Source organism: Enterobacter sp. TCD1-1 (assembly GCF_020567405.1).
Classification (GTDB): Bacteria; Pseudomonadota; Gammaproteobacteria; order Enterobacterales; family Enterobacteriaceae; genus Enterobacter; species Enterobacter quasiroggenkampii.
Genome location: NZ_JAJCXF010000001.1, coordinates 424,779 through 444,529, shown reverse-complemented (window position 1 = coordinate 444,529; position 19,751 = coordinate 424,779). Strand labels below are relative to the sequence as shown.

Here is a 19,751-nt window from a genome sequence, read left to right as displayed (position 1 = left end):
CAGAAAAAGGAGAGCCCAGGCTCTCCTTTCTTTTTGGAGTAACCTATTAAAAACGCTACACTAAAAACAATAACACTTCAGGAAAGCAGACATGGCGCACTCCCATTCCCACTCGCATGCACCCGGCAACGACAACGCTAAACGACTGATGCTGGCCTTTGGCGTCACGGCAACGTTTATGATTATCGAGGTCATTGGCGGCCTGGTTTCCGGCTCTCTGGCGCTTCTGGCCGATGCCGGACATATGCTGACCGATGCCGCCGCCCTGCTCTTCGCCCTGCTGGCCGTGCAGTTTGCGCGCCGCCCACCGAATGCGCGCCACACCTTCGGCTGGCTGAGGCTGACCACCCTGGCCGCGTTTGTTAACGCCATAGCGCTGGTGGTCATTACCGTGCTTATCGTCTGGGAGGCCATACAGCGCTTTCGGCATCCACAGCCGATCGCCGGGGCGACAATGATGGTCATTGCCGTGGCAGGGTTGCTGGCGAATATTCTGGCCTTCTGGATCCTGCACCGCGGGAGCGGGGAAAAAAACCTCAACGTGCGCGCGGCGGCACTGCATGTGCTGGGGGATTTGCTCGGTTCTGTCGGGGCGATTGTCGCCGCGCTGGTGATCCTCTATACCGGCTGGACGCCTGTCGATCCGATTCTGTCCGTACTGGTGTCGTGTCTGGTCTTGCGTAGCGCCTGGCGGCTGCTGAAGGAGAGCGTGAACGAACTGCTTGAAGGGGCGCCAGCATCCCTGGACATCGACGAGCTGAAGCGTAACCTGCGCCGTACTGTCCCGGAAGTCCGTAATGTCCATCACGTGCACGTCTGGCTGGTGGGAGAGAAACCGGTCATGACGCTGCACGTCCAGGTGATCCCACCTCACGACCACGATGCGCTGCTCGATCGCATTCAGCACTTCCTGGAGCACCACTACGACATTAGCCACGCTACCGTCCAGATGGAGTATCAGCCCTGTAGCGGACCGGACTGCCACCTTAACGAGGCGCAGTCCGGTCATTCACATCATCATGACCACTAGCTGGAAAGCGCGCGAGAGCCTCGCTCACGCGCGCTGTTAATCCACATTCGGCTGCCGTTCAGTGCGATGAAGGTCAGCAGCAGATATTCCAGCGACATGGCATACACGCCCTGCAGGGCGAAGATCGCCACGCTGATCACGTTGATGATGACCCACAGCAGCCAGTTCTCAACGTATTTGCGGGTCATCAGAATCATTGCCGCAATCGACAGCACCATCATGCAGGAATCCCAGAACGGGAAAGCATCCGGCTGGAGTTCTGGCATCGTCACGTTCAGGCCGATGCCAGACATGACCGAAACAGCAACGCGGGTCAGGAAGGCAAACACCGGGTTGATGTAAACGGTCATTAAGCCAATGGCCACCACGCAGGCGACGAACCAGGCGATGGCTTTCGGCAGGGGCAGCCAACGGATCTGCAGCTCGGCCTCCTGCTGGCTGTTCTGACGCGACCAGGCATACCAGCCGTAAATATTGGCGGCAAAGAAGAACAGCTGCAAAAGCAGGCTGGCGTACAGCTGGATCTGGAAGAAGATAATCGCAAACAGCGTGACGTTAATCAGCCCGAACGCGTAGTTACTGATCTTCTCAAGGCTTGCCAACCAGATACACAATAAGCCCGCCAGCGTACCAACGGCCTCAATCCATGACAGGTCATAGCCACCTGCACCAATCGGTATATGAACCAGAATGTTATGTGTGCTAAAAAAATCCATCTTTTCCCCGGGGCGAGTTGAATTAAGTACGTAGTGTAGCCGCAAAATCCAGCATGCGGTTAAGCGGAATTAACGCGCCTTCACGCAGGGCGGCATCCACATGGATTTCATGCGCCGCACCACCGGTTTCTAACCCTTCGGCAATTGCTTTCAGGCCGTTCATCGCCATCCAGGGACAATGCGCGCAGCTGCGGCACGTTGCGCCCTCGCCCGCCGTTGGTGCTTCAAGAAGCTCTTTCTCCGGCACGGCCTGCTGCATCTTATAGAAGATACCGCGATCGGTCGCGACAATGAGCTGCTTGTGAGGCAACGTCCTGGCCGCGTTGATAAGCTGGCTGGTTGAGCCCACGGCATCCGCCATGTCGACAATTGACTGCGGTGACTCGGGGTGAACAAGAATGGCGGCGTCAGGATAAAGCGCCTTCATGCGCGCCAGCGCCTGAGTTTTGAATTCATCATGCACAATGCAGGCACCCTGCCAGCAAAGAACGTCAGCCCCCGTCTGCTTCTGAACATAATTGCCGAGATGACGGTCAGGCGCCCAGATAATTTTTTCCCCCAGGCTGTCCAGATGTTCAATCAGCTCAACGGCGATGCTCGACGTGACCACCCAGTCAGCCCGCGCTTTTACCGCCGCAGAGGTGTTAGCGTAGACCACCACGGTCCGGTCAGGGTGAGCGTCACAGAAGGCCGTGAATTCGTCAATCGGACAGCCGAGATCCAGGGAACACTCCGCGTTAAGCGTGGGCATCAGAATGGTTTTTTCCGGGCTCAGAATCTTTGCCGTCTCGCCCATAAAACGCACGCCGGCAACCAGCAGCGTGGAAGCGGGATGTCGTGCACCGAAGCGCGCCATCTCCAGTGAGTCAGAAATGCAGCCGCCGGTCTCTTCCGCCAGCTGCTGGATTTCCGGGTCGGTGTAGTAATGGGCCACCATTACCGCATCGCGCTCTTTAAGAAGACGTTTGATCTTCTCGCGGTAGAACTGCTTTTCGTCCTGGCTCAGCGGGACAGGCTTTGGCGGAAACGGATAGATTGCGGCTTCAGGATCAAACATCACACTCATTATGGCTTCTCGTTTTACGGGCTTAACAATATTGCCTTTCATTTGCCTGACATAGCAAAACGCGTGGCAATTGTGTTTTGTATACTAAACAAGATAGCGAATCTGGCGTGAAAAGTCACCGGGAATAGATGGGCGGAGCATTTGTTGTACCGCAGATAGCAAAAAGGCGCCTTTAGGGCGCCTTTCTACACTGGTGGGTCGTGCAGGATTCGAACCTGCGACCAATTGATTAAAAGTCAACTGCTCTACCAACTGAGCTAACGACCCCTTGCGGGATTTTTTTCTTCGAAGTGGTGGGTCGTGCAGGATTCGAACCTGCGACCAATTGATTAAAAGTCAACTGCTCTACCAACTGAGCTAACGACCCATTCGGGTGCTGACTTCGAAGATTTTTACTCGGTACCACTTTAAAGTGGTGGGTCGTGCAGGATTCGAACCTGCGACCAATTGATTAAAAGTCAACTGCTCTACCAACTGAGCTAACGACCCGAGTGGTGGGTGATGACGGGCTCGAACCGCCGACCCCCTCCGTGTAAAGGAGATGCTCTACCAACTGAGCTAATCACCCACTTCTGTACTGCCGGAACTGCGTTAAGTGGTGGGTCGTGCAGGATGACTCGGCTTCGCCTCGCCCTACGGGCCGTTGCTGACGCAACGTTATCCTTCACGTTTTACTACTACTTCCACCTGACTTAGTGGTGGGTCGTGCAGGATTCGAACCTGCGACCAATTGATTAAAAGTCAACTGCTCTACCAACTGAGCTAACGACCCACTTTTATGCTGCTTTCACGTTGTTTGATATCCCGTGGCAACGGCGGCATATATTACTGATTTAAGAATTCTGCGCAACAAAAATTTCGATGAAGATCACTTAACTGCTTAGTAATCATGCTGCACGACCAGAAATAACGCGATTTCTGGTCATGCGATAATCATCCCATCGAATTCAGACGTTTTTGCGCCTGCTTAGCACCTTCGGTACCCGGGAATTTTGCGACCACCTGCTGATAAACCGCTTTGGCTTTCGCGGTGTCGCCTTTGTCCTGCATGATCACGCCAACCTTATACATCGCATCGGGCGCTTTCGGCGATTTTGGGTAATTTTTCACCACTGAGGCAAAATAAAACGCCGCATCGTCCTTTTTACCCTTGTTGTAATTCAACTGACCGAGCCAGTAATTGGCATTTGGCTGATAAGTGGAATCAGGGTATTTCTTAACAAAGCTCTGAAACGCTGCAATCGCGTCATCCTGACGAGATTGATCCTGCACCAGGGCAATGGCCGCATTGTAGTCCGTATTCGCGTCACCGCTCTGTACAGGCGCGCCTGTTGAGGCTGACGTATCAGCAGATGGCGCTGGCGTAGACGTCGCCGCACCACTCTGATCGCCTGCGGCTGGCTGTGCTGCTGCACCACCACCACTGCTCAGGCTATCGATCTGCAACAAGATTTGCTTCTGACGTTCCACAACCTGGTTAAGCTGATACTGGCTTTCCTGAATCTGACCGCGGAGAGAGTCAATATCATTCTGGTTATCGGAAAGTTGTTGCTGGAGTTGGGTTAAAAGCTGGCTGTGAGCGTTAGAAATACGCTCGAGTTGAGTGACCCGGTCTTCTACCGAGCCTGAGCCGACACTACTGATTGGTGCCTGAGCAAAAGCGGCCCAGGGGGCCGCTATTCCAACCAGTAACGACAGACTCAACAGATGATGTCTGAAGTTACTGCTCATGCAATTCTCTTAGTAAACCAGTACGGCACGACGGTTTTTGGAGTAAGCCGCTTCGTCGTGACCCAGTACTGCAGGTTTTTCTTTACCGTAAGAAACGATGGAGATCTGGTCAGCAGAAACGCCTTTACCCTGCAGGTACATTTTAACAGCGTTAGCACGACGTTCACCCAGGGAGATGTTGTACTCTGGAGTACCACGTTCGTCCGCGTGACCTTCTACGGTGACTTTGTAAGATGGGTTGCTACGCAGGAAGTTAGCGTGCGCATCCAGCATCGCAGCGAAGTCAGAACGGATGTCGTATTTATCCAGATCGAAGTAAACGATGTTGTTCTGCTGCAGCTGCTGCATCTGAAGACGCGCCTGCTCTTCAGAAGACATGTTGCCATTGCCGTTCGCGTCCATACCGGTGCCGGCACCCATCATGCCTTCGCCGCTCTGGTCATTGCTGGCGTTCTTGTTAGAAGAACACGCTGCGATTGCCATTACAGGCAGAGCGATCATCAGCCCCTTCAGCACTTTGTTCAGTTGCATTTCTATGATTCCTTTAGTAATCAATTAATTATTATTTACAGATACGGCGACCAGGCAGGTGATTTTACCTGTCCATCAGTAGCCGGAATACGCGCTTTGAAACGCCCATCTGTAGAAACCAGATTCAGCACAGATCCCATCCCCTGAGAAGAGCTGTAGATTACCATCGTGCCGTTAGGTGCCAGACTTGGCGTTTCATCCAGGAACGTTGACGACAGAACTTGAACGCCACCCGCTACCAGATCTTGTTTGGCAATGTGCTGCTGCCCACCGTTAGAGCTGACCATTACCATAAATTTACCGTCGCTGCTCACGTCTGAGTTCTGGTTCTGTGAACCTTCCCAGGTAATACGCTGCGGAGCACCGCCGTTGATGTTGACTTTATAGATTTGTGGACGGCCGGCCTGGTCAGAGGTAAACGCCAGGTTTTGACTGTCCGGGAACCATGAAGGTTCGGTGTTGTTGCTGCGACCGTCGGTCACCTGACGGATCTGGCCAGAGCCAATGTCCATCACGTACAGGTTCAGGCTACCGGTTTTAGACAACGCAAACGCCAGTTTAGAGCCGTCTGGAGAGAACGAAGGCGCACCGTTGTGACGTGGGAAAGACGCCACCTGACGAACCGCACCGTTTGCCAGCGTCTGGATAACCAGCGCAGAACGGCCGCTTTCGAAGGTGACATACGCCAGCTTAGAACCGTCCGGAGACCAGGCTGGAGACATCAGTGGCTGCGAAGAGCGTTTCACCAGGAACTGGTTGTAGCCATCGTAATCAGATACGCGCAGCTCATACGGGAATTGACCACCGTTGGTCTGCACCACGTATGCAATACGGGTACGGAACGCACCTTTAATGCCGGTCAGTTTTTCAAATACCGCATCGCTGGCAGCGTGTGCCGCGTAGCGCAGGTACTGCTTAGTGACCTTGTAAGAGTTCTGGGCCAGAACGGTACCCGGTGCACCGCCGGTATCCACCAACTGCCAGGCCACGTTGTATGAACCGTCTGGATTAGGGGTAACCTGACCCACAACCACGGCATCAATACCCAGTGCAGACCATGCTGCAGGCTGAACTTCCTGCGCGCTACCCGGCTGCTGAGGCAGACGAGAACGATCTAACGGGTTGAATTTACCGCTGTTACGCAGGTCAGCCGCCACGATGCCACCGGCATCTTCAGGTGCAGCGCCAGGACCGGCCCACTGGAACGGAACAACACCGATTGGGCGTGCCGAGTCCACCCCCTGGGTGATCTCGATACGTACTTCTGCGTGCAGTACTGCTGCCCACAGCATTAAAAAACTAAATGCTACACGTAATGCCTGCTTCATCATATCTCCCTTATCCGGGTAACCTTACCCACGATAATTTAGCAGAATGTTAACAAACTCAAATAGACAAAACTACCCGAACCCTGTGACTAAACCTGGTCTATTTTTCCCCGTTTGCACGGGGAAAATGTAACTTAAGGTTTGAAGTCCAGCGGCGCATTTTTGAAGACTTCGTAGACTGCCTGCGAAGGCGGTTTAGGCATCTTCGCCTGACGCGCTGCAGCCAGGGCCGCAGTACATAAAGCCGGGTCGCCACCTTCAGACTTAATATCCAGCAGCATGCCATCCGGAGCCAGTTTTATACGTAACGTACACGTTTTACCGGTATAGGAAGACGCATCATAGAATCGGCTTTCAATAGCGGATTTAATCTGCGCGGCATAACCGTTGATTTCAGCCCCTGTCGCACCGTTACTCTTAGTGTTACCACTTCCGGTCGGCGCTGCGTTGTTTCCTTTCGCCCCACCGCCCGTTTTCGGCGCATTCTTACCGGAGCTCAAATCGCCCAGCAGATCGTCAACCCCTGCGGCAGCAGCGGCTTTTTCAGCGGCGGCAGCCTTTTTAGCAGCCGCTTTTTCAGCTGCTGCTTTCTTATCGGCAGCGGCCTTCTCAGCAGCAGCTTTTTTGTCAGCAGCGGCTTTTTCGGCGGCTGCCGCTTTTTCTGCCGCGGCTTTTTCTGCTGCTGCTTTCTCGGCAGCAGCCGCTTTCTTCGCGGCCTCGGCAGCAGCTTTCTTCTCTGCTTCCTGAGCGGCCTTCTTCGCGGCTTCCGCTTCTGCTTTCTTCTGAGCATCAGCTGCGGCTTTCTTCGCGGCTTCGGCTTCCGCTTTCTTCTGAGCATCAGCGGCGGCTTTCTTCGCGGCTTCGGCTTCCGCTTTCTTCTGGGCATCAGCAGCCGCTTTCTTCGCCGCTTCTGCCGCTAATTTCGCCTGGGCATCAGCCTGTGCTTTCGCGTCCGCTGCGGCTTTTGCTGCCGCCTCTTCCGCCTGCTTTTGCTGTTCCTGTGCTTTTTTCGCGGCCTCTTCGGCTTGTTTCTGCTGTTCTGCCTGCGCTTTCGCGGCTTCCTGCGCCTGCAAACGCTCTTTCTCAAGCTGCTTCAGACGCTCCTGCTCTGCGGCCTGCTTTTCACGCAGTTCTTCCGCTTGCTGTTGCGCCTGTTTTTCACGCTGCTCTTCAGCCCGTTTTGCACTCGCCTTCTGCTGTTGTTGGCGATTATAGTTCTGTACTACCGCACCGGGATCCACCATCACGGCGTCAATGGAAGACCCTCCACCGCCGCCGGCTGATGCATCAATATGCTCGTCGAACGAACTCCAGATCAGCGCTGCAAAAAGAATAACGTGCAGCACTGCGGAGACGATTATCGCTCGCTTAAGCTTGTCGTTCTGTTCGGTTGCCTTTGACACTATCGGTTCCCAAAAACTACGCGGATGATCAAATAGGTTGGGTCATTAAGCCAACTGACTTAACACCCGCACTATGTAGCAAGTTCAGCGCTTTAATAATTTCATCGTAGGGTACGTCTTTCGCGCCACCGATTAAGAAGACCGTTTTCGGATTTGACTCCAGGCGACGCTGCGCTTCGGCAATAACCTGCTCAGGTGGCAGCTGATCCATACGATCCTTCTCTACCACGACGCTGTATTGCCCTACGCCGGAAACCTCAATGATAACCGGAGGATCGTCATTGGTGCTCACCGCCTGTGATTCTGTCGCATCCGGCAGATCCACTTCCACGCTCTGGGTAATGATTGGCGCTGTTGCCATGAAGATCAGCAGCAGTACCAGCAGGACGTCCAGCAGTGGAACGATATTGATTTCGGACTTGAGCTCGCGACGACCTCGTCCACGCGATCTGGCCATGGTTTACCCCTTGTTGCTCTCGGTGCTGGTAAACGCCTGACGGTGCAGAATCGCAGTGAACTCTTCCATAAAGTTGTCGTAGTTCAGTTCCAGTTTGTTCACGCGCTGGTTCAGACGGTTATAGGCCATAACTGCCGGAATTGCCGCAAACAGACCGATAGCGGTCGCAATCAGTGCTTCAGCGATACCCGGTGCAACCATCTGCAACGTCGCCTGCTTCACCGCGCCCAGCGCGATAAAGGCGTGCATGATCCCCCACACGGTACCAAACAGACCGATATACGGGCTGATGGAACCGACAGTACCGAGGAAAGGAATATGCGTTTCAAGGTTTTCCAGCTCGCGGTTCATCGAGATGCGCATCGCACGCGAGGCACCTTCCACCACCGCTTCCGGCGCATGATTGTTTGCACGATGCAGACGGGCGAACTCTTTGAAACCGCTATAGAAAATTTGCTCGGAGCCGGTCAGGTTTTCACGGCGTCCCTGGCTCTCCTGATACAGACGAGAAAGCTCAATGCCCGACCAGAACTTATCTTCGAACGCTTCTGCTTCACGGCCAGCGGCATTGAGGATACGCGTTCTCTGGATGATGATGGCCCAGGATGCGATTGAAAAACCAATCAAAATCAACATGATAAGTTTAACCAGAAGGCTTGCCTTCAGGAACAAATCAAGGATATTCATGTCAGTCACTGCTTAAACTCCGCGACAATAGACTTAGGAAGCGCACGAGGCTTCATTATGGTTGGATCAACACAAACAATCAGTACTTCAGCTGAGTTCAGTACGGTGTTCTCTGCGTTGACTATCCGCTGCGTGAAAACCAGTGAGGTCCCGCGCATTGATGTAATTTCAGTTTGGACTTCGAGCATATCGTCGAGTCTGGCAGGCGCAAAATACTCAAGCGTCATCTTGCGTACCACGAAGGCAACTCGCTCAGCCAACAGCACCTGTTGACTAAAGTGATGATGGCGCAGCATCTCTGTGCGTGCCCGTTCATAAAAAGCAACGTAGCTGGCGTGGTAAACCACACCACCGGCATCGGTATCTTCGTAATAGACACGAACCGGCCATCGAAACAGCGTTGTATTCACTTTACATCCCAGTAATGCAACAAAAGTTAGAGCTTTTAAACTTCGCTACTATACGCGCGGGAAAGATGGTTTGGAATGGGGGAAAGTAAACGGAGAGTAAATTTTTATGGGCTCGGGTAAGCCCATAACGTTAACGGACATTTCTTATTCAGAAGAAGAAGAAAATCAAACCGGCGAGAAGCACCAGATCGGCAATCAGCGGGCAGAAAATTCCCTGCCAGTGAACGGCTTTCGGACGAAAGCCCACGCCGTGGATCACGCCTGCGCACACCGCCCACATGATGAGGAAGCCGTGCCAGATTTCAAGCTCGCTGGTTTTCGCTGCAAAGCGCGAAGGGTCCCAGAAGATACAACCTGCCAGCAGTAATGCCATCACTAAAGAAAGCGCCCGTAACGGGCGCTTGTCCATTACCGCGTAAAGTTTCGCGATAATATTCATCAGTGTTTTTCTTCACCCGCTTTGGTCGCTTCTACGTGCTCAAGCGCCAGGGCAGTGATGACACCAAATGCACAGGCAAGAAGCGTCCCTAAAATCCATGCGAAATACCACATATTCAGCTCCTTACTTAGTACATAGAGTGGGTGTTGCTTTCGATATGTTCTTTCGTGATACGACCGAACATTTTCCAGTAACACCAGATGGTGTAGGCCAGAACGATCGGAACGAACACGCATGCAACATACGTCATCAGGTTCAGCGTCATATGGCTGGACGTTGCATCCCACATAGTCAGGCTAGCATTCAGCATGGTGCTGGATGGCATGACGAATGGGAACATCGCAATACCCGCCGTCAGGATAATGCATGCCAGGGTCAGTGAAGAGAACACGAACGCCAGCGCGCCTTTTTCCAGACGAGACGTCAGCACGGTCAGCAGCGGCAGCAGCACGCCCAGCGCCGGGATCGCCCACAGCACAGGGGTATTGTTGAAGTTCACCAGCCATGCCCCCGCCTGACGCGCCACTTCTTTGGTCAGCGGGTTAGACGGTGCGGTGTGGTTGATCGCAGACGTCACCACGTAGCCATCAATACCGTACACCACCCACACACCAGCCAGCGCGAAGCAGACCAGCGTAACCAGCGCAGCAACCTGAGCCGTCGCGCGAGAACGCAGATGCAGCTCACCCACGGTACGCATCTGCAGATAGGTTGCGCCCTGAGTGATGATCATCGCCACGCTCACGACGCCGGCCAGCAGACCAAACGGATTCAGCAGCTGGAAGAAGTTACCGGTGTAGTAAAGACGCATGTATTCGTCCAGGTGGAACGGCACGCCCTGCAGCAGGTTACCGAACGCCACGCCAATCACCAGCGGTGGAACGAAGCTACCGATGAAGATGCCCCAGTCCCACATGTTACGCCAGCGGGTATCTTCAATCTTGGAACGGTAGTCGAAACCGACCGGACGGAAGAATAAAGAGGCCAGCACCAGAATCATCGCCACATAGAAACCGGAGAACGCAGCCGCGTAGACCATCGGCCAGGCAGCGAACAGCGCGCCGCCTGCGGTGATCAGCCACACCTGGTTACCGTCCCAGTGCGGGGCGATGGAGTTGATCATGATTCGACGCTCGGTGTCATTACGACCGAGGAAACGGGTGAGCATCCCCACCCCCATGTCGAAACCATCCGTGACGGCGAAACCGATCAGCAGAACGCCAACCAGCAGCCACCAGATAAAACGCAATACTTCATAATCGATCATTTGATGACTCCTGTCTTAGCGTGCCGGCTGAGTAGTCGCAGTGGACTGCTCGTAGTGATAGCGACCGGTTTTCAGGCTGCTTGGGCCAAGGCGCGCGAACTTGAACATCAGGAACAGTTCAGCCACCAGGAACAGGGTGTACAGACCACAAATCAGCAGCATGGAGAAGATCAGGTCGCCTGCGGTCAGGGACGAGTTCGCTACCGCCGTTGGCAGCACCTCACCGATCGCCCATGGCTGACGGCCATACTCCGCCACAAACCAGCCGGATTCAATTGCGATCCACGGCAGTGGAATACCGTACAGCGCAGTGCGCAGCAGCCATTTTTTCTCGCCGATACGGTTGCGAATCACGGACCAGAAGGACGCCGCAATGATCAGCAGCATGATGATGCCGCAGCCCACCATGATACGGAATGCGAAGTACAGTGGCGCAACGCGTGGAATCGAGTCTTTGGTTGCCATCTGGATCTGGGCTTCCGTCGCATCAGACACGTTCGGGGTATAACGCTTCAGCAGCAGACCGTAACCCAGATCTTTCTTCACATCGTTAAACTGGTCGCGAACGGCCTGGTCGGTAGAACCGGCACGCAGCTGTTCCAGCAGCGAGTAGGCTTTCATACCGTTACGGATACGCTCTTCGTGCTGCACCATCAGCTCTTTCAGACCCGTCACCTGCTTATCAACAGAACGGGTGGCGATAATACCCAGCGCGTAAGGGATCTGAATGGCGAAGCGGTTTTCCTGCGCGTCCTGATCGGGAATACCGAACAGCGTAAAGGCAGCAGGCGCCGGCTGGGTTTCCCATTCGGCTTCGATGGCGGCCAGTTTGGTTTTCTGCACGTCACCCATTTCGTAACCGGATTCATCACCCAGAACGATAACGGAGAGGATAGCAGCCATACCGAAGCTTGCAGCGATAGCAAAGGAGCGCTTAGCAAACGCGAAGTCACGACCGCGCAGCATATAGTAAGAACTGATGCCCAGTACAAACATAGCGCCGCACACATAGCCAGAAGCGACGGTGTGAACGAATTTAACCTGAGCAACCGGGTTCAGGACCAGCTCGGCAAAGCTGACCATCTCCATACGCATGGTTTCGAAGTTAAAATCAGACGCGATAGGGTTCTGCATCCAGCCGTTCGCGACCAGGATCCACAGCGCGGACAGGTTCGAACCTAATGCCACCAGCCAGGTCACCGCCATATGCTGGACTTTACCCAGACGGTCCCAACCGAAGAAGAACAGACCTACAAAGGTGGATTCGAGGAAGAATGCCATCAGACCTTCAATGGCCAGCGGCGCACCGAAGATATCCCCGACATAGTGGGAATAGTAAGACCAGTTAGTCCCGAACTGGAACTCCATGGTCAGACCGGTGGCCACGCCCAGTGCGAAGTTGATACCAAACAACTTGCCCCAGAACTTGGTCATATCTTTATAAATCTGTTTGCCGGAGAGAACGTATACCGTTTCCATGATGGCCAGCAGGAACGCCATACCGAGCGTCAGTGGCACAAACAGGAAGTGGTACATCGCGGTCAAGGCAAACTGTAAGCGCGACAGTTCGACTATATCTAACATTATGACTCCTTGCTCATCGCATGAAGACTCCGAGAGTGAACCCCGTCAAAGCGATCCACACGCATGCCCCAATACAAATTATTCGCATCCTTGTCGTCGTTATTACCCTGAAGGAGGATAAAAACGATGACGTGAGGTTACAAATACGTTAATAAAAAACTCAAATTGATCCCGCAAATATAATACGCTGCAAAACCCTTACAATAAACAGGTTTTTATAGAGTCACATTTACGTTTTTCGACGGTGATCAATTTATAGCAAAATTACCACTTTTCGGCCATTTTGATCGGGGACAATTTAGCGCTTTTCAGCACCTTTTTCCAAGGATTAAACATTGATTTAAATCAAAAAACAATCCGTTATGTTAATTGTGTTTTGATGTGGTGAACATGGTAAAAACCATGTTAAAGATATGTATATGAAATACAATTAAGGTTATCGAATCGAATGATGAATATAAACAGAAGTGATTTTTATTAACTCAGTAGCGCTTAATGACTGATTTATTCAGGACATAAATTTTAGTGCGTTTTTCATTTTTTTCCATCTGCCCTCTTAAAGGCAAATAAATAACAATTATTTTACTTTTGCATCCTCTGTAATTAACACCACTTTGTGACTATTGCATGACACCCGGCAGGCAATAAAAAAGGCCGCTTTACAGCGGCCAACCATGTCGAAACGGACATTTTTATACTGCAACGCCCCCCTTTCGGGGAGCAGAGAGGACTTACTTAATGATGGATTTCAGTGCTTCGCCGATATCCGCCAGGCTGCGAACGGTTTTCACGCCTGCGGCTTCCAGCGCTGCGAATTTCTCATCAGCCGTACCTTTACCACCGGCGATGATCGCGCCTGCGTGACCCATACGCTTGCCTTTCGGCGCAGTCACACCCGCGATGTAACCCACTACTGGCTTGGTCACGTGTTCTTTGATGTAAGCAGCCGCTTCTTCTTCCGCGCTACCACCGATCTCACCGATCATCACGATCGCTTCGGTCTGTGGATCTTCCTGGAACAGCTTCAGGATGTCGATGAAGTTAGAACCCGGGATTGGGTCACCGCCGATGCCCACGCAGGTGGACTGGCCGAAACCGTAGTCGGTGGTCTGCTTAACCGCTTCATAGGTCAGGGTACCGGAACGGGACACGATGCCCACTTTACCCGGCTTGTGAATGTGGCCCGGCATGATGCCGATTTTGCATTCGCCCGGGGTGATAACGCCTGGGCAGTTCGGGCCGATCATACGCACGCCAGCTTCATCCAGCTTCACCTTCACGGTCAGCATATCCAGCGTCGGGATGCCTTCAGTGATGGTGATGATCAGTTTGATGCCTGCGTCGATCGCTTCCAGAATAGAATCTTTGCAGAACGGCGCCGGAACGTAGATCACGGTCGCGGTTGCGCCCGTCGCTTCTACGGCTTCACGCACGGTGTTGAACACCGGAAGGCCCAGGTGGGTAGTGCCACCTTTACCTGGCGTTACGCCGCCAACCATCTGCGTGCCGTAGGCAATCGCCTGTTCGGAGTGGAAAGTCCCCTGGCTACCGGTGAAGCCCTGGCAGATAACCTTGGTATCTTTATTAATTAAAACTGACATTATTTCCCCTCCACTGCGGCAACAACCTGCTGAGCTGCATCCGTCAGACTTTTCGCTGCAATAATATTCAGGCCGCTGTCAGCCAGTTTTTTCGCGCCGAGTTCAGCGTTGTTACCTTCCAGACGCACAACCACCGGAACGTTAACACCTACTTCTTCTACCGCGCCGATGATACCGTCGGCGATCAGGTCACAACGGACAATACCGCCGAAGATGTTAACCAGAACGGCCTTCACGTTGTCGTCGGAGAGAATGATTTTGAACGCTTCGGTTACGCGCTCTTTGGTAGCGCCACCGCCCACGTCGAGGAAGTTTGCTGGCTCACCGCCGTGCAGCTTAACGATGTCCATGGTGCCCATTGCCAGGCCCGCACCGTTAACCATGCAGCCGATGTTACCGTCCAGCGCCACATAGTTCAGTTCCCACTGTGCCGCCTGCGCTTCACGCGGGTCTTCCTGAGACTGGTCGCGCATTTCGCGCAGATCCGGCTGGCGGAACAGCGCGTTGCCGTCAGCGCCCAGCTTGCCGTCGAGGCAGATCAGATCGCCCTGGGTCGTGATCACCAGCGGGTTGATCTCGATCAGCGCCAGATCGCGCTCCAGGAAGATGGTCGCCAGACCCATGAAGATCTTGGTGAACTGCTGAACCAGTTTACCTTCCAGACCCAGCTTGAACGCCAGCTCGCGACCCTGGTAAGGCATTGGGCCTGCCAGCGGATCGATAGCCACTTTGTGGATCAGGTGTGGGGTTTCTTCCGCCACTTTTTCGATTTCCACGCCGCCTTCGGTAGACGCCATGAACACCACGCGACGGGAGCTACGGTCAACCACCGCGCCCAGATAAAGTTCTTTCGCGATATCGGTCGCCGCTTCCACCAGGATCTGGTTAACCGGCTGGCCGTTCGCATCTGTCTGGTACGTTACCAGACGCTTGCCGAGCCAATGTTCAGCAAACGCACGAATCTCTTCTTTGCTCTTAACAACCTTCACACCGCCCGCTTTACCACGGCCACCAGCGTGAACCTGACACTTAACTACCCACGGGCCGGAACCGATTTTAGATGCGGCTTCTTCTGCTTCACGCGGGGTAGTACAGGCATAACCCACCGGAGCCGGTAAGCCATACCGGGCAAACAGCTGTTTGGCCTGATATTCATGTAAGTTCATGTGTTCTATCCATCCTTCAGGGTAATCGTTATCTTCAAACCTGTAGACCGGCGCAGCGTGTGCCGGTCCACGGGGCAGGTGATGCTAAATCGTGACTAGACGTCCAGCAGCAGACGCGTTGGATCTTCCAGCAGCTCTTTAATGGCAACCAGGAAGCCCACGGACTCGCGGCCGTCGATCAGGCGGTGGTCGTAAGAGAGCGCCAGGTACATCATCGGCAGGATCTCAACTTTACCGTCTACCGCCATCGGGCGATCTTTAATGGCATGCATACCCAGGATCGCGCTCTGCGGCGGGTTAATGATCGGGGTAGACATCAGCGAGCCGAATACGCCGCCGTTGGTAATGGTGAAGTTACCGCCGGTCAGATCGTCTACGGTCAGCTTGCCGTCGCGGCCTTTCACAGCCAGCTCTTTAATGTTTTTCTCGATGTCAGCCATACCCAGGGTATCCACATCACGCAGAACCGGCGTTACCAGGCCACGTGGGGTCGAAACCGCCATGCTAACGTCGAAATAGTTGTGGTAAACCACATCATCGCCATCGATAGACGCGTTCACTTCCGGGTAGCGTTTCAGCGCTTCAACCACCGCCTTCACGTAGAAGGACATAAAGCCCAGACGGATACCGTGACGTTTTTCAAACGCGTCACCGTACTGCTTACGCAGGTCCATGATTGGCTTCATGTTTACTTCGTTGAAGGTGGTAAGCATCGCGGTAGAGTTTTTCGCTTCCAGCAGACGCTCGGCCACGCGCTTACGCAGACGGGTCATTGGCACGCGTTTTTCGCTGCGTGCGCCCAGAGCAGGCTGTGCTGCCGGTGCTGCCGCAGGGGCTTTCGCTTCTGCCTGAGCTGGCGCTTTCGCCAGATGCTTGTCGATGTCTTCGCGGGTCAGACGACCGCCCACACCGGTGCCTTTAATGGCTGCCGGGTCAAGGCTGTGTTCCGCCAGCAGGCGACGGATCGCCGGGCTGAGGGCGTCGTTAGACTGCTCTTCCAGAGAGGCCTGCTGGCGCTGCGCTGGCGTAGACGCTTTCTCTTCAGATTTCGCGCTGGACTCTTTGCCCGCGCTGTTGCCTTCACGCAGGCGACCCAGGATCTGACGAGAAGTAACGGTAGTACCTTCATCTTCCAGCACCGCGTCCAGAACGCCATCCGCCGAAGCCGGTACTTCCAGTACCACTTTGTCAGTTTCGATTTCTACCAGCACTTCATCGCGCTTAACGGCATCGCCTGGTTTTTTGTGCCAGGTAGCGACGGTCGCATCTGCTACAGATTCAGGCAGGTCGGGAACAAGAATATCTACGCTACTCATTATGTATCCTTTAATTAATCGACGTTCAGCGCGTCATTGACCAGATCTTGTTGCTGCTTCTGGTGAACGGACATATACCCTACCGCCGGAGAGGCGGAGGCCGGGCGACCTGCATAACGCAGGGCTGACCCAAATGGAATCACTTCACGGAAATGATGCTGGCTGCAGTACCATGCGCCCTGGTTGAGCGGCTCTTCCTGGCACCAGACAAAATCATGAACGTGAGCGTACGGTTTCAGCGCTTCCTGCACCGCCTGGTGCGGGAACGGATAAAGCTGTTCGATACGCACGATGGCGACATCTTTCTGATCGTTCTTACGGCGCTGTTCCAGCAGGTCGTAATAAACCTTACCAGAACACATCACCACACGCTTCACGGCCTGTGGATCCAGCTCGTCAATTTCGCCGATGGCTGGCAGGAAGGTACCGTTAGCCAGCTCTTCCAGGCTGGACACCGCCAGCGGGTGACGCAGCAGGGATTTCGGCGACATGACCACCAGCGGACGACGCATACCGCGCAGCGCCTGACGACGCAGCATGTGGTATACCTGCGCTGGGGTCGACGGTACGCAAACCTGCATGTTCTGCTCAGCGCAGAGCTGCAGATAACGTTCCAGACGCGCGGAGGAGTGCTCCGGACCCTGGCCTTCATAGCCGTGCGGCAGCAGCATCACCAGGCCACACATACGGCCCCATTTCTGCTCGCCGGAGGAGATGAACTGGTCGATAACCACCTGCGCACCGTTGGCGAAGTCGCCGAACTGCGCTTCCCAGATGGTCAGGGTGCGCGGTTCTGCCGTGGCGTAACCGTACTCGAAAGCCAGTACCGCTTCTTCAGACAGCACGGAGTCCCAGACCTTGAACTGGCCCTGACCGTTGTGCACGTGCTGCAGCGGGGTGTAGGTTGAACCGTTAGACTGGTTGTGAACGACCGCGTGACGGTGGAAGAAGGTTCCACGGCCCGCATCTTCACCGGACAGACGCACAGGAATGCCTTCGTCAACCAGCGTCGCGTAAGCCAGCGTTTCCGCGCCGCCCCAGTCGAACAGCTTCTCGCCTGCCGCCATGGCCTGACGGTCAGCATAAATTTTCGCTACGCGAGACTGCATCTCGATAGCGTCCGGCACGGTGCTGATGCGTTTAGCCAGCTCCTGCAGGCGCTTCATCTCCACCTTGTTCGGGTAACTCTCATCCCACTCGTGGTTGAGGTACGGCGACCAGGTAAAGGAGTGCATGTTCATCGGGCGCAGCTCTTTCACTACGCACTCACCCGCATCCAGCGCGTCGCGGTAGAGGTTGACCATTTCGGTCGCATCTTCCAGCGTCGCCACTTTGTCGCTCTCCAGCTTGTCAGCATAGATTTTGCGCGGGGTCGGGTGTTTTTTGATTTTCTGGTACATCAGCGGCTGGGTTGCACTTGGCTCATCCGCTTCGTTGTGGCCGTGACGGCGGTAGCAGAAGAGATCAATGAACACATCGCGTTTGAAGGTGTTACGGAAGTCCAGCGCCAGACGGGTAACGAAAGCCACGGCTTCCGGGTCATCCGCGTTAACGTGGAAGATAGGCGCCTGCACCATCTTACCGATGTCGGTGCAGTACGGGGTAGAACGCGCATCCAGCGGGTTAGAGGTGGTGAAGCCCACCTGGTTGTTGATTACGATGCGAACGGTACCGCCCACTTCATAACCACGCGCTTTCGACATGTTCAGGGTTTCCTGCACCACGCCCTGCCCTGTGACCGCCGCATCACCGTGGATGGTGATTGGCAGAACTTTGTTGCTGCTCGGCTCGTCCAGACGATCCAGACGCGCGCGCACGGAACCGATAACCACCGGGCTGACGATTTCCAGGTGTGACGGGTTAAACGCCAGCGCCAGGTGAACCAGACCGCCTTCGGTTTCGATATCAGACGAGAAGCCCATGTGGTACTTCACGTCGCCGGTGCCGAGGTGTTCTTTATGTTTGCCCGCGAATTCGTCGAACAGGTCCTGCGGTTTTTTACCCAGCACGTTGACCAGTACGTTCAGACGACCACGGTGTGCCATGCCCAGCACCACTTCACGGGTGCCGCTCTTGCCTGCGTGACGAATCAGCTCTTTCAGCATCGGCACCAGGGCGTCACCACCTTCCAGCGAGAAGCGTTTTGCGCCCGGGAACTTCGCGCCCAGATAGCGCTCAAGGCCTTCCGCTGCGGTCAGTTCGCTGAGGAAGCGTTTTTTCTCGTCAGCCGAGAAGGTCGCGTGGCCCGCTACGGATTCGATGCGCTGCTGGATCCAGCGCTTCTCTTCGGTAGAGGTAATGTGCATGTATTCCGCGCCGATGGAGCCGCAGTAGGTTTGCTTGAGCGCGTCAATCAGATCGCCCAGCTTCATCGTGTCTTTGCCGATGGCAAAGGAACCTACGTTAAAGCTTTCCTGGAAATCGGCCTCGGTCAGATCGTGATACGCCGGATCGAGATCGGCCACACGGTCTTGTTTCCACAGTCCCAGCGGATCGAGATTCGCATGCTGGTGACCACGGAAGCGATAAGCGTTGATAAGCTGCAGGACTTTAACCTGCTTCGCATTGGTGTCAGGGTCGGAAATCGCAGAAGAGTAACGTGAGGCATCCTTCGCCAGACGACGGAAATAATCACGTGTTTTGGAATGGAATTGATCCGGTTTGACCCCTGTACCAGGCAACTGCTGGAACATGGAACGCCAGTTTGCGTCCACTGAGTCAGGATCGGTTAAGAAGTCTTCATAGAGCTGTTCTATCCAGCTCTGGTTGGCACCAGAGAGGTAAGAAGAGTCCAGCCAGGCTTTCATTGCGCCGTTCTGCATCGTGATCCCTTAAGCATTTTTATGCTTACTTTCGCCGTAGAAACTACCACGCACACCACGTGTACGTGCCGGGGTTCACCTGCGAGCTCTTTGTGGCCCGCGAAGGAACCTTTAGAAACTGTCTAGACTTCAGGGCAGTTTTTAAAGGTTTCTGCATTTTGCCCGGTGGCGCTACGCTTACCGGGCCTACAGTTTCG

General features: G+C 54.4%; 18 protein-coding genes and 5 tRNA genes. 1 reads left to right on the top strand and 22 read right to left on the bottom strand.

All coding sequences use genetic code 11. The features are described 5' to 3' along the window. The first annotated feature begins 91 nt into the window (after positions 1 to 91). Positions 92 to 1,030, top strand: a complete 939-nt coding sequence (gene zitB, locus LJA86_RS02175; protein WP_229225504.1) for a CDF family zinc transporter ZitB — start codon at positions 92 to 94, stop codon at positions 1,028 to 1,030. On the opposite strand, the gene pnuC is transcribed toward zitB, so the two are convergent. The 22 genes from pnuC to sucA form a co-directional block, all read right to left on the bottom strand. Continuing rightward, entirely contained in the window at positions 1,027 to 1,746 is a 720-nt protein-coding gene (pnuC, locus tag LJA86_RS02170; RefSeq protein WP_048026975.1) for a nicotinamide riboside transporter PnuC, read from the bottom strand. The genes zitB and pnuC overlap by 4 nt on opposite strands. Before the next feature lie 22 nt (positions 1,747 to 1,768). Then, positions 1,769 to 2,812, bottom strand: coding sequence for a quinolinate synthase NadA (nadA, locus tag LJA86_RS02165; RefSeq protein ID WP_008501105.1), 1,044 nt, complete (start codon positions 2,810 to 2,812; stop codon positions 1,769 to 1,771). A gap of 191 nt (positions 2,813 to 3,003) precedes the next feature. Continuing rightward, positions 3,004 to 3,079 (bottom strand) — tRNA-Lys (locus tag LJA86_RS02160). A 24-nt stretch (positions 3,080 to 3,103) separates the two neighbouring features. Then, positions 3,104 to 3,179, bottom strand: a tRNA-Lys gene (locus LJA86_RS02155). A gap of 46 nt (positions 3,180 to 3,225) precedes the next feature. Beyond that, a tRNA-Lys gene (locus LJA86_RS02150) sits at positions 3,226 to 3,301 on the bottom strand. 3 nt (positions 3,302 to 3,304) lie between these two features. Further along, positions 3,305 to 3,380 (bottom strand) — tRNA-Val (locus tag LJA86_RS02145). Positions 3,381 to 3,508: 128 nt separating this feature from the next. Beyond that, positions 3,509 to 3,584: transfer RNA gene (locus LJA86_RS02140), tRNA-Lys, on the bottom strand. A gap of 161 nt (positions 3,585 to 3,745) precedes the next feature. Beyond that, entirely contained in the window at positions 3,746 to 4,543 is a 798-nt protein-coding gene (cpoB, locus tag LJA86_RS02135) for a cell division protein CpoB (RefSeq protein WP_021241013.1), read from the bottom strand. A gap of 9 nt (positions 4,544 to 4,552) precedes the next feature. Beyond that, positions 4,553 to 5,074 (bottom strand): peptidoglycan-associated lipoprotein Pal, encoded by a 522-nt coding sequence (gene pal, locus LJA86_RS02130; RefSeq protein ID WP_003858578.1) that lies wholly within the window; start codon positions 5,072 to 5,074, stop codon positions 4,553 to 4,555. A 35-nt stretch (positions 5,075 to 5,109) separates the two neighbouring features. Next, complete coding sequence (tolB, locus tag LJA86_RS02125) at positions 5,110 to 6,402, bottom strand: Tol-Pal system beta propeller repeat protein TolB (protein WP_008501103.1); 1,293 nt, start codon at positions 6,400 to 6,402, stop codon at positions 5,110 to 5,112. A 134-nt stretch (positions 6,403 to 6,536) separates the two neighbouring features. After that, positions 6,537 to 7,805 carry a cell envelope integrity protein TolA gene (tolA, locus tag LJA86_RS02120; protein ID WP_008501102.1) on the bottom strand — a complete coding sequence of 423 codons (1,269 nt, stop codon included), beginning with the start codon at positions 7,803 to 7,805 and terminating at the stop codon, positions 6,537 to 6,539. Between the two features lie 28 nt (positions 7,806 to 7,833). Next, complete coding sequence (gene tolR / locus LJA86_RS02115; RefSeq protein WP_003858589.1) at positions 7,834 to 8,262, bottom strand: colicin uptake protein TolR; 429 nt, start codon at positions 8,260 to 8,262, stop codon at positions 7,834 to 7,836. A 3-nt stretch (positions 8,263 to 8,265) separates the two neighbouring features. Further along, the gene (tolQ, locus tag LJA86_RS02110) at positions 8,266 to 8,958 is read right to left on the bottom strand and encodes a Tol-Pal system protein TolQ (protein WP_008501101.1); all 693 of its coding nucleotides are present in this window, start codon (positions 8,956 to 8,958) and stop codon (positions 8,266 to 8,268) included. Then, positions 8,955 to 9,359, bottom strand: a complete 405-nt coding sequence (gene ybgC / locus LJA86_RS02105; RefSeq protein WP_003858593.1) for a tol-pal system-associated acyl-CoA thioesterase — start codon at positions 9,357 to 9,359, stop codon at positions 8,955 to 8,957. Before ybgC ends, tolQ begins: the two co-directional genes overlap by 4 nt. 148 nt (positions 9,360 to 9,507) lie before the next feature. Beyond that, positions 9,508 to 9,798 carry a cyd operon protein YbgE gene (ybgE, locus tag LJA86_RS02100; RefSeq protein ID WP_008501100.1) on the bottom strand — a complete coding sequence of 97 codons (291 nt, stop codon included), beginning with the start codon at positions 9,796 to 9,798 and terminating at the stop codon, positions 9,508 to 9,510. Next, the gene (cydX, locus tag LJA86_RS02095) at positions 9,798 to 9,911 is read right to left on the bottom strand and encodes a cytochrome bd-I oxidase subunit CydX (protein ID WP_003858598.1); all 114 of its coding nucleotides are present in this window, start codon (positions 9,909 to 9,911) and stop codon (positions 9,798 to 9,800) included. Before cydX ends, ybgE begins: the two co-directional genes overlap by 1 nt. Before the next feature lie 14 nt (positions 9,912 to 9,925). After that, positions 9,926 to 11,065, bottom strand: coding sequence for a cytochrome d ubiquinol oxidase subunit II (gene cydB, locus LJA86_RS02090; protein ID WP_048226125.1), 1,140 nt, complete (start codon positions 11,063 to 11,065; stop codon positions 9,926 to 9,928). A gap of 15 nt (positions 11,066 to 11,080) precedes the next feature. After that, positions 11,081 to 12,649: a cytochrome ubiquinol oxidase subunit I gene (gene cydA, locus LJA86_RS02085; RefSeq protein ID WP_008501098.1), complete on the bottom strand. Its 1,569-nt coding sequence runs from the start codon at positions 12,647 to 12,649 to the stop codon at positions 11,081 to 11,083. A 731-nt stretch (positions 12,650 to 13,380) separates the two neighbouring features. Further along, positions 13,381 to 14,250 carry a succinate--CoA ligase subunit alpha gene (sucD, locus tag LJA86_RS02080; RefSeq protein ID WP_008501094.1) on the bottom strand — a complete coding sequence of 290 codons (870 nt, stop codon included), beginning with the start codon at positions 14,248 to 14,250 and terminating at the stop codon, positions 13,381 to 13,383. Continuing rightward, positions 14,250 to 15,416 carry an ADP-forming succinate--CoA ligase subunit beta gene (sucC, locus tag LJA86_RS02075; protein WP_006809579.1) on the bottom strand — a complete coding sequence of 389 codons (1,167 nt, stop codon included), beginning with the start codon at positions 15,414 to 15,416 and terminating at the stop codon, positions 14,250 to 14,252. Before sucC ends, sucD begins: the two co-directional genes overlap by 1 nt. 95 nt (positions 15,417 to 15,511) lie before the next feature. Then, positions 15,512 to 16,732 (bottom strand): 2-oxoglutarate dehydrogenase complex dihydrolipoyllysine-residue succinyltransferase, encoded by a 1,221-nt coding sequence (odhB, locus tag LJA86_RS02070; RefSeq protein WP_008501093.1) that lies wholly within the window; start codon positions 16,730 to 16,732, stop codon positions 15,512 to 15,514. 14 nt (positions 16,733 to 16,746) lie between these two features. Then, positions 16,747 to 19,554 (bottom strand): 2-oxoglutarate dehydrogenase E1 component, encoded by a 2,808-nt coding sequence (gene sucA / locus LJA86_RS02065; RefSeq protein WP_008501092.1) that lies wholly within the window; start codon positions 19,552 to 19,554, stop codon positions 16,747 to 16,749. Positions 19,555 to 19,751: the final 197 nt, after the last annotated feature.